The sequence below is a fragment of the Rhodococcus sp. MT28 genome, assembly GCF_058792695.1.
Genome location: NZ_JBXAFD010000026.1, coordinates 1 through 8,442, shown reverse-complemented (window position 1 = coordinate 8,442; position 8,442 = coordinate 1). Strand labels below are relative to the sequence as shown.

Annotated in this window: 8 protein-coding genes; 3 read left to right on the top strand and 5 right to left on the bottom strand. The window is 59.6% G+C overall.

The window, feature by feature from the left end:
• Window positions 1-719 (top strand): sulfite exporter TauE/SafE family protein (locus AC1Q6C_RS32070; protein WP_492667045.1); only part of this gene is annotated, 719 nt, incomplete at its 5' end.
• 607 nt (window positions 720-1,326) lie between these two features.
• Here the strand turns inward: AC1Q6C_RS32070 and AC1Q6C_RS32065 are convergent.
• The 4 genes from AC1Q6C_RS32065 to AC1Q6C_RS32050 all read right to left on the bottom strand — a co-directional run bounded on the left by AC1Q6C_RS32065 (window position 1,327) and on the right by AC1Q6C_RS32050 (window position 5,660).
• Window positions 1,327-2,007, bottom strand: a complete 681-nt coding sequence (locus AC1Q6C_RS32065) for a hypothetical protein (protein ID WP_209923328.1) — start codon at window positions 2,005-2,007, stop codon at window positions 1,327-1,329.
• Window positions 2,008-2,130: 123 nt separating this feature from the next.
• On the bottom strand, window positions 2,131-2,850 hold the full coding sequence (locus tag AC1Q6C_RS32060) for a DDE-type integrase/transposase/recombinase (RefSeq protein WP_082900914.1): 720 nt from the start codon (window positions 2,848-2,850) through the stop codon (window positions 2,131-2,133).
• A 278-nt stretch (window positions 2,851-3,128) separates the two neighbouring features.
• Window positions 3,129-3,545 carry a transposase gene (locus tag AC1Q6C_RS32055; RefSeq protein WP_064113408.1) on the bottom strand — a complete coding sequence of 139 codons (417 nt, stop codon included), beginning with the start codon at window positions 3,543-3,545 and terminating at the stop codon, window positions 3,129-3,131.
• A gap of 126 nt (window positions 3,546-3,671) precedes the next feature.
• On the bottom strand, window positions 3,672-5,660 hold the full coding sequence (locus tag AC1Q6C_RS32050; RefSeq protein WP_209923330.1) for an AAA family ATPase: 1,989 nt from the start codon (window positions 5,658-5,660) through the stop codon (window positions 3,672-3,674).
• Between the two features lie 273 nt (window positions 5,661-5,933).
• Between AC1Q6C_RS32050 and AC1Q6C_RS32045 the strand changes: the two genes are divergently transcribed.
• A complete protein-coding gene (locus AC1Q6C_RS32045; RefSeq protein ID WP_064113410.1) occupies window positions 5,934-6,842 on the top strand; it encodes a DUF3800 domain-containing protein in 909 nt (302 codons plus the stop codon).
• A 364-nt stretch (window positions 6,843-7,206) separates the two neighbouring features.
• Window positions 7,207-7,428, top strand: coding sequence for a hypothetical protein (locus tag AC1Q6C_RS32040; RefSeq protein WP_064113411.1), 222 nt, complete (start codon window positions 7,207-7,209; stop codon window positions 7,426-7,428).
• Window positions 7,429-7,542: 114 nt separating this feature from the next.
• On the opposite strand, the gene AC1Q6C_RS32035 is transcribed toward AC1Q6C_RS32040, so the two are convergent.
• Complete coding sequence (locus tag AC1Q6C_RS32035) at window positions 7,543-7,731, bottom strand: hypothetical protein (RefSeq protein WP_209923332.1); 189 nt, start codon at window positions 7,729-7,731, stop codon at window positions 7,543-7,545.
• Between the last annotated feature and the right edge of the window lie 711 nt (window positions 7,732-8,442).

The window sequence follows — 8,442 nt, the reverse complement described above, 5'->3', positions numbered from 1 at the left end:
GCGGCGGCGGATCCATCCTTGCCGTACCGGTCCTGGTGTTCGCCCTCGGCCTCGACATCGACCAAGCAATCCCGATCTCACTGATCGTGGTCGGTGTCGCCTCGGCTGTCGGCGCGATCCCGAAAGTCCGTGCCCATCTTGTGCAGTGGCGACTGGCCGCCGTGTTCGCCGCTGCCGGTATCCCCGCAACCTTCCTCGGTAGTGCCCTCGGGCGAGTGCTCCCGCAGTCCGTCGTGATGATCGGGTTCGCCGCGGTCATGATCGTTGCCGGTGCTCGTATGCTCGCCGACCGCGGCGATACCGGAACCGCCTGCAGCGTAGGTGATTCCGGTATCAATTGGCGTCGCTGCGCACCTCGTGCGATCCCAGCAGGATTCGCCGTCGGTGTGCTGACCGGGCTCTTCGGCGTCGGCGGCGGATTCCTCATCATCCCCGCCCTTGTCCTGATGTTGGGAATAGACATGCAGATCGCGATCGGAACCTCGCTTCTGATCATCGTCGCGAACTCCGCCGCCGGCTTGATCTCACATCTCGGTAGCGGCGTCACCATCGACCCGGCCATCACGATCAGTTTCACCGGAGCTGCGATCGTTGCCTCCTTGGTCGCCGGACGGTTCGGCAACCGCGTCGACACCGGAAAACTTCAACACTGGTTCGCGTACCTGGTGTTCGCCGTCGCCGCGTACATTCTGTTCGATACTCTCGTGTTGAGTCGCTGACGCCGTGACACACGAGGGAGCCGTACTCGTGTGGAACTCCGCTTTTCCATATCGGCGACCGGCCTCGTTCGCCATTCGTCGTATCTGTTTTCGGCGTAGACATCGGCAACCGATATCTACGTGGTGACCAGGCTGTCGGCGCCCGAGAAGTGCCCGCCGGCAACGGACCACTCCTCCTTTCCGAGTAAGCGCTCCGTTGTCGTGGCCGCTCCACCACGACCAATGTCACCGACTTTCGTGCAAGATGAGTGGGGGTAGATGTATCGCCACCAAGGTCGACATGGGGCGGAGGGCCTGATCCACAAAAGTCACCGGCCGCTGTTGATGATCCCGACAGAGGCCCGGTTCTCCGGATGCACGGCCGTGCCGTGACCGCTGCTCCCTGCAACGTGGGCAAGAAGAGAAGAAAGGTGGACAAAAAGAAACGGAACGACGCGCACATGACGTTCGGTCGGGCCGATGGTTGCTCTGCCACCCATCGCATAGGCACACTCCGAACGTCGTCGACGTGCAAAACCGATGAGAGAGGACTAGTCATGACCTCGCAGCTCTACCTCGTCCGCCAGGGACAACGGCCCTCAACGCCAACTACCGCAACTGCGTGACCCTACTGAATCAGTTCGATCTCGTCGGTGTCGTATCCGAGTAGACCGGCGACGGTTGAGTGGGCGTCGTCGCCGTACAGCTCTTCTTGGGTCTCGTCGCCGAACATCTGGGAATGCAGCTCCTTCATATCCCTGGGTTGGGATGAGCGGGGGGCAAACCGAACTTGTACATCGGTGGGGCTACCGATGGGCTGTGTGTATGCGACGAGGGGTGGAACGCTTGCGCTTCCTGGGTGAACCGCAACTCGCAATGCGTGTTGCGGTCTGTGCCCTCGTGCGCCGCCGATGGTCAGTTGTTCCGACAGCGTTCGAGCCAGCGTCGTGTCCCGTATGTGAGTGTCGCGCACAAGTTGTGTCAGTGATCCCTTCTGCATTTTGATGCGGCGGCGGGGTTGATGTTCGTTGAACTCCCGGGCGGTCTCCCAGAAGTCGTTCAACAGCGTGACTGCTGGATCGTCGATCAGACCGCTGGGCTGTATGCGCTCGGTGATGTGGTGGGTTCGCTCGCCGGGACGGAGCGTTAGGTGATGTTCGAGTCGGGCGAATCTGAAGGGGAGGTCATCCTGGAGTAGTGCGATGTGCTCGGGAGTCATTTCCACGACACGGGTGCTTCCACGTAGTTCCACGAAAAAGTAGGTATCGTCCGGAGCTTGTCCGACGGCGGCACCTCTCAGTTCCCTCAACGCATAGACCTCTTGTTCGAGATCGTCGACACGGGTCCGCAGTATGTCGGCGAGGGTGATCTGGCGCTGGACGTACTCACTGATCGGGAGCGCTATGTGTCAAGTCAAGTGAGACAGTGACGTTCAGTTGATCTGCGATTCAGCGACGGGTTCGTTGATGAAGAAAACGGTCGGCATCTCGGGCGGAATCGGCCGGCGAGAGAACCGTGCAGGGTTCGCGACGTAAGCCTCGTTCAGGGTGATCTGACGGGCCGCGTCAACCGCGTCAGCAGTCCCGAAGTGCACCGAAGCCGGGGTATGCCAGGCAATGCCCGAATGACGGTGAATGTGGTTGTACTCGTTGAAGAATCCTTCCAAGAAGACTCGTGCATCATCCAGTGTTGCAAACGATTTCGGAAAATCATGCAGGTATTTCAGTGTCTTGAACTGGGCTTCCGAGAATGGATTGTCATTCGATACTCTCGGTCGTGAATGCGACCGAATGATGCCGAGGTTGGTGAACAGTTCCGACACCAGTCCGGAAGTCATCGAGGTGCCACGGTCCGCGTGGACGGTGTGCGGGGCGATGCCGTTCCGCTCGATTGCTTCCGCAATGAATTCAGCTGCCAGTTCGGCACTTTCGTGTGTGGAAACGATCCATGACGGGTTGTACCGAGAGTAGATGTCGATGAGTACGTACAGGTGAAACCACACACCCTTGGTGGGCCCGCGGAGCTTGGTGATATCCCAGGTCCAGACCTGTGAAGGTCCGTCGGCGAGGAGTTCGGGGATCGCCTTCGGTGGATGTGTCGCTGTTCGTCGGCGTTCGCGGTTTTGCCCGACTTCGGCGGCGATCCGGTACATGCTCGACACCGAGCACCAGTAGTTGCCCTCGTCGAGTTTCCGGGCCCATATCTGACATATAGCCAGGTCAGCGTTCTTGTCACTGTTGATGACGGCCAGAACCTGGGCTCGCTCGGATGCGGTGAGTGCTTGGCCGTTGTCGGGGATGGCCCTTGGTTTCTTGGGGCCCAGGACGGGTGGTTGCTGGTGCCGGTAGTGGGTGGCGCGGGACCGTCCGATCAGGATGCAGGATCTACGGGTGGGGATCTCGGCGGCCCTGAGGTCGGTGAACGTGCTGTTCAGTGCATCTTCGGTAAGGGCGGTGTGTCCGTGCTCTCGGAGATGGATTCCAAGAGCACGTGAAGTTTTCCCATGATCTCAAGCGCGGCCTCCGTCTGCGTCAATTGCTTTGCCAGACGGGCATTCTCGCGTGTCAGGCGGGCCATTTCCTTATGGGTCGCGGTGTCGGTGTCGGGATTGGTCGCAGTTTTCGGTCGAGACTTTCCGGCCGCTACGGTTCTGGCTTGGGCCCATTCTCGAAGTTGGGATTGATACAGACCTTCGCGGCGCAGGACTGCAGATTTTTCGCCGTGCGGGGCGTCGTTGTATTCGTCGAGGATGTTGTTGCGGTATTCGGTGGTGAAGGTTCTGCGGGTCGGTTTCGGTGCGGGATCTGCCGGATCGACTGGTGTTGTTTCGGGGTTCGGGCTGGTCATCGGTGATGCTCGTTTCATGCCCTCAGTGAGTGATCTCGGTTGCCTCCGAGTGTCTCACCAAATCCTGACAGCGAGGGGAGCGGAGGTCCGTCGTTGACCATCTGCCAGTTTCTTGTTCCCTCACGGTTACCTAGCCACCGGTCGTCCGGTGGCTAGGTACACGGCTTTGAACAGCCGCATCGACGGAATCGTCGACATCTGATCCTCGAAAGTGCGAACAGTTTTTACTCGGCGGCCGTAGGACACTTCGTCTACGGAGATCGCGGCCTTCTTCGCTTTCTGCCGTTCGGTGTCTCGATTGAAGATCGCTGCCATGCTGATGGGATGCCCGCCATAGTCCACCCACACGGCCATCATCGGGTAGACGGTTCTGCGTAGAGGATTGAATCGGTAGAAGGGTTGGTTGTTTGCGTTACGAATGAGCTCGATGGCATCTGATCTGCCGGGATCGGTGAGCACGAGCGATGATTCCAGTCTGAGCGCCTCGAAGTGTTCGTGCACGATGCGACCGGTGATTTGCGGGATGGCGGTTTTTCCCAGGATGTCTTGGATCCGGCCGTGCAGCACGATGTGGCATTCGTCGGTCGGGTCGGCGCTGATGGTGACGGTGACGTTTGGATCAGCGTTGATCTGTTCCGTTTGGTCCGCGGTTTCGATGAATTCTTGTTCGATCAGGACCGGAAGTGCGGCGAGTGCGTCCCCGCGATCTGCGCCGAAGATGTTGTGCGCGTAGATGAGTGCGCTCTCCGGCGGCGTCCATCGAAGATCGTGATCACCGAGGGGAATGATCTCGATTTCGATCATCGACGCCAGGACAGCCAGCTGCGCCGACGTCAGATCGAGGATCTTCGCGAGTGGCGGATTGGCCGCCTGACTGTCGCGAGCGAACCGAGCAGTATGTGCGATCGGCACCATCAAACCGATCGAGGAGCTCATGTCGTCGCGATATTGCGCGAGAAGGGCCGAGTACGCAGGCTGGCCGATCTCGAACCGCTCGCCCTCGCTCAACATGCGGTCCCACAGATGTGATCTGCGGCTTTCGTGAAACCAGAGTTGTCCATTGCGTTCTACGCTGAGGATGTTCTCCCGCTCGAGAGACTGCCGCAACACACCCCACTGAGTTGAAGTGAGATCAAGATAGGCAGTGATCGTCGATTCAGGCGGTGGCAATTCGAAGACCGACAGCCAGCGTGCAGCGATCTGCGCATCGCCTGGGAGTCGAGCCAGCGCATCTTCCAGCGAGCGGACGAATGCAGTAGGGGGCGTGTATTCATCCAATGTACCGCCGCTGCGGAGCTGACCGATCAAACCTTCGACGATGATCGGGAATCCGCTGCTCAGGAAGTAGACACGATCCGTGTTAGCACTTGTGACGCCTGCCCGGTTGAGCATGGTTTCGACATCTGCTCTGCTGAGTCCGCCGACGACGATCTCCCCGCATCCGGTGTCTCGAAGTCTGGTGAGTCCGGTACGAGCCTCGTGCGCCGCCGACGACCAGGCGATCACGAATCGTGCGCGTTTAGGGGGCGCGATGCAAAGACTGGCCAACGCCCGTTGGTCATCCTCTGTCAGCCGTTGGCACTCGTCGATAGCCAAAACCACGTCGCGTTTGAGAGCCGTGGCAACCTCGTCGCACAGACGTACCAGGAGCTTGACGACGTTGGTATCGCTTCGCGACTGGAGATCTCGCCGTAGATCAGCGGTCGTATCCTGGCGCAGGCCTTTGAAGAACGCCGCGAGACCTTCACCCGCATGTTCGCCGATTCGCGCCTTCACCAACGCCATGACCTCCTGGGTCACGGCCTTGGCCAGGCTCTTACCGACCTCGGCCACCATTTCCTTGCCTGCGGTGTCGAGTCGGTTCTGGATATTGCGCCACGCGGTCCGATCAACCATCGAGGTGACCAAGGCTGTGACGAGGCCATCCAGGATAGCGACCTGCAACGCGCCGCTGTCGAACGCACAGGTGACCGGCGGCGGCGCGATGGCCGCCGCACCACGCGAAAGCTCGATCTGATGGTCGGCAAGGATCGATGACTTACCGGTTCCGGAGTCACCCGTGATGACTACAACAGGATGTGACATCGACAGAAGATCGGTGAGCTCAGGCCGCATGAGCACAGTATGCGGCTGATCTACGACACCCTCTATTGCAGGTCACGCCGCGAGCCGACGTCTCGTTGCGTCGAAACGGATCCGATCTACAGAAAATTGAGCAGATTACAGACTTATGCCCGCCGCCGCACTCGAGCATTTCACTTGCGCGAACCGTGGACGTCGAACTAATATATGGCCAGTAGCTGGAGATGAAATAGTTCTCTGAGCGCTAATTCCGGAACCCACGCCTAGGCGTGGGTTTCCGCGTATCTGGAGGGCAATAATCGTTCCATGCTGCTGGCGTACATTGACGAGATCGGCGAGACAGGGGCATTTGTTGCGCGCGATCACGCTCGCTTCAACACCAGTCCCGCATTCGGCTACGCCGGTCTGATCCTTCCCGCCGACAATGCTCGAAAGTTCGGTCAAATCTTCACGCTGAAAAAGCGGGAGATCTTCAAAACCGAGATCGCGCAGGCAGAGCATCCGGGACGGTGGGAACGCAAGGGCGCGAGTATTTTTCGTCCGGACACTTTCGACAAGTACCGGCAGCAGATCCGAGTGTTCAACACTTTGGTGCGCAGCGTACGCAGCCTCGACGGCGCCCTCTTCTACTACGCCGCGGAAAAACCTCTGGGAACCCCGAAACAGACGGACCTCGATACGGACGCCCGAGAAACAGCTGCGATGCGCGAAGCGCTCAACCGCATCGCCCGGTACGCCGACTACAAATGCTCGAACGTGATGGTCATGATCGATCAGATCAACGAGAAGACGCGCGCAGCTCGGCTGCCGGCCATGTACGAGCACATCTTGGGTCGAGCGAGCGGATATCCGGAAATGAAGCGGATCATCGAGCCGCCAATGCACATAGACAGTGTCCTGAGTTCGAACATTCAGTTCTCCGACTGGATTGCCGCATGTGTAACGAGAGCGATCGAGTACCAGATCATCAAGGAATCCCCCTACCAGTGGGTGACGGGGGACAACGCACTCCCGTCGGTCAGGGGCGCATTCACTCATGAGTCGAAGATCCACTTGTGGCAGCGTGACCTCTCCGATCTCAATCACTCCGACATCTTCCGCAGTGATCGACTGCTGCATCCGGCGGCGGCGGGACAGTTGGTCGGCGACCAACTTCCGGCCGATCGATTCCGTCGGATGAAGGCCGCGGCCGAGCGAGCACAGATCCGACAGTAATGCACTCTCGGGTAGTTGCATGAGTTTCGCTTGGATAAAACTGCTGATGACAACTGAAACCAGCTTCTGGTCGACTTTCCGCGATCATGTCGAGCGAGTGCTCGGGCCCAAGTGATTCATCCAGCCGGGTGAATACCAGCCGAGCGGGGGACTGTTTCTGGACGATTCGTTCGAGCCTGTTCGCGGACAACGATATTCGAGAAGTCCGATAGAAAACGATCCACTCGAAAGCCGCCTCGCGAAGCGGTTCCGCACTGCCCCATCGCTGCATCCTGACGCGACCACTTCGCGTTCCGAGGACAAGGGCGCGTACCGCGTCGTCTCGGTCCGTATCAACGCGCCCGGTTTCCGTAGTACCTACGCCGTGGAGGTTCAGGCCGCTGTCGGATTCGAGTTCGTCGATGAGACGTTCACCGTGACGGTTGGCGCTCCGGAAGGCTTCGACCAGGCTGCGCGCCGCGCAATCCGTCACTCGGTTGCTCGTGCGGGTGAGTGGAACGCCGACAACCCTGATTCGATTGCTCCGCGTCTGGAGGACGCGGACGCGTATCGCGTTGTTGCGGTTCGCGTGAGCGTGGATCGGTAGGCGATAAAGGACCGGCCCGAAGCTACCGGGCCGGTCCTCTTCGTTGCGTGCTCCGAAAATGGCCTCTCACAGTGCGGTGGGGGGCTTTTTCGTGTGTTGGGGGTGTGGGTGTGGCTATTGCTGGTTGGTGAGGGTGTGGAGGAGCTGTGAGACCTGTTCGGTGGTGGCGTTGGCGAGGCAGTCGACGATGCAGGCGGTGAGAAAGGTCTTGATCGTGTTCGGTACCCGTTGGGCGAGGGCGCGGAGCTGCTCGCCCCTGGTGGGGTGGTGGTTGTCTGGGGTCTGGTCGTCGTGCTCGTGCATTTCTGCTCCTCGTAGTGGATTGGAGTTCCGCGTGGGTGCGTCCTCATCTCTTGTTGTTCGAGCTACGGGCGAGATCACATGTTCGTGTAGGGGAATTGAGTTGTTGCGGGCTTGTGACCTGCGTAGATGGCACGTCCCGGGGTGGTGTGTTCGTGGAGTTGGGGCGCCGGCGAATTGGGGCCGGCTGATGGGGCCGGCGGGTGCTCGGGTTCGGTGGTGGGGGAGTGTCGGGGTGCTCGGCGGGGCGTATGTGGGCCGATTTTTGGGTGTTTTTGAATGTTGGTGTGTTTCAGTAACTTTGGGTTATCGGTTGGTGGGTAATCGGTTTCGACGGTTACGCATGGAAGTGTTTTGGTGAGGCTTGAATTGTGTTGTGGTGGTTACATTTTCGACGTTTCGCGGTTCTGTGTTGTTTTGCGGTTTGGGGTGGGGTCCTGTAGGATGGGAAGCATGATGACGATGAGTTGGCAGACGCGAGCGGAGGTAGCTTCGAGCGACCTCCGCTTCTCCCCAGCTTCGTCTGGTGCTTGGGTACCGACTTCTCAGTTCCGATCAAATCCTTTGGCGACAAAGATAATTCAGGAATTTAGAGGCGCGCAGCGACTCGATCGACGGCAGCCTGGCTGGACCCACTGCGAGCCGCGCAGCGGCTCCCTGGCGGGGAGCGAAGCGAGCCGCTTCCGTTCCCGATGCGGAGCATCGGGGGAGCGC

Bases quoted from the DNA above. Each gene is read 5' to 3' on its own strand.
- AC1Q6C_RS32035 (WP_209923332.1), bottom strand. From the start codon at position 7,731: ATGCACGAGCACGACGACCAGACCCCAGACAACCACCACCCCACCAGG.
- AC1Q6C_RS32045 (WP_064113410.1), top strand. From the start codon at position 5,934: ATGCTGCTGGCGTACATTGACGAGATCGGCGAGACAGGGGCATTTGTT.
- AC1Q6C_RS32050 (WP_209923330.1), bottom strand. From the start codon at position 5,660: ATGCGGCCTGAGCTCACCGATCTTCTGTCGATGTCACATCCTGTTGTA.
- AC1Q6C_RS32055 (WP_064113408.1), bottom strand. From the start codon at position 3,545: ATGACCAGCCCGAACCCCGAAACAACACCAGTCGATCCGGCAGATCCC.
- AC1Q6C_RS32060 (WP_082900914.1), bottom strand. From the start codon at position 2,850: ATGTACCGGATCGCCGCCGAAGTCGGGCAAAACCGCGAACGCCGACGA.